The sequence below is a fragment of the Listeria grandensis FSL F6-0971 genome (assembly GCF_000525835.1).
Classification (GTDB): Bacteria; Bacillota; Bacilli; order Lactobacillales; family Listeriaceae; genus Listeria_A; species Listeria_A grandensis.
The window spans coordinates 1-1,128 of sequence record NZ_AODD01000046.1; the positions used below are offsets into that span (position 1 = coordinate 1).

General features: G+C 41.9%; 1 protein-coding gene. It reads right to left on the reverse strand.

Annotated elements, in window-relative coordinates; all coding sequences use genetic code 11:
• On the reverse strand, nucleotides 1-1,128 hold a 1,128-nt coding region (locus PGRAN_RS16900; RefSeq protein WP_338151720.1), incomplete at both ends, for an immunoglobulin-like domain-containing protein.

A 1,128-nucleotide genomic window follows, 5' to 3' on the forward strand; every position in this document is an offset into this window, starting at 1 on the left:
TTCGCTTGTCGCTGATTTGATTTTATCGTAGGTGTAGAATTTGAACTCGCCATTCGCAATTGTTCCGCCTTTGTACTCGACGCCGTCTACTGTCAGGACAAGGGACTTAACTTCTCCTGTGTACGTTCCTATCACATTTTTATCACCTGGGATAGTCATGACTACTGGTGTAATTGTTCCTGCTGTCGGTGCGGGTGCGAGTGACTTGATTTCAACTGTTTGTGTATCAAGCAGTCTACCAGCTTTGTCATATGCTTTTAATGTTACTTCGCTTGTCGCTGATTTGATTTTATCGTAAGCGTAGAATTTGAACTCACCATTCGCGATGGTTCCACCTTTGTACTCGACGCCGTCTACTGAGAGAACGAGAGATTTAACTTCTCCTGTGTATGTTCCTACCACATTTTTATCACCTGGGATAGCAATAACTGCTGGCGTAATTGTTCCTACTGTTGGTGCGCTTGATTTGATGTCAACTGTTTGTGTATCAAGCAATTTCCCAACTTTGTCATATGCTTTTAATGTTACTTCGCTTGTCGCTGATTTGATTTTATCGTAGGTGTAGAATTTGAACTCGCCATTCGCAATTGTTCCGCCTTTGTACTCGACGCCATCTACTGTAAGAACGAGAGATTTAACATCGCCTGTGTACGTTCCTACCACATTTTTATCGCCTGGGATTGCTATCGCTGCTGGTGTGATTGTTCCTGCTGTTGGTGCGGTTGATTTGATTTTAACTGTTTGCGTGTCTAGTAATTTGCCCGTGCTGTCATAACCTTTAATGACCACTACGTCTGTTTCGTTCATTACTTTATCTTTAGAATAGAACTTGAAGGTACTATTAGCCACTGTTCCACCTTTGTATATTTTACCGTTCACCGTTAGTTCGATTTTCGTGATATCGCCCGTATATGTTCCGGTCACGTTGTTATCGCCTGGAATGGTCATTTCTACTGGTGTTAATTTGCCTTCCGTTACTACGACAAATTTCACTAATTGTCTAGCTAGTTCGTCACCGTTTTTATCGTAGGCAACCATGATGATTTCATCTGTTTTCTTGATTTTCTTATCTGCTGCGTAGAAGCTGAATTCGCCGTCTTTCATTGCTGCTGCCTTTGAATTTCGGTT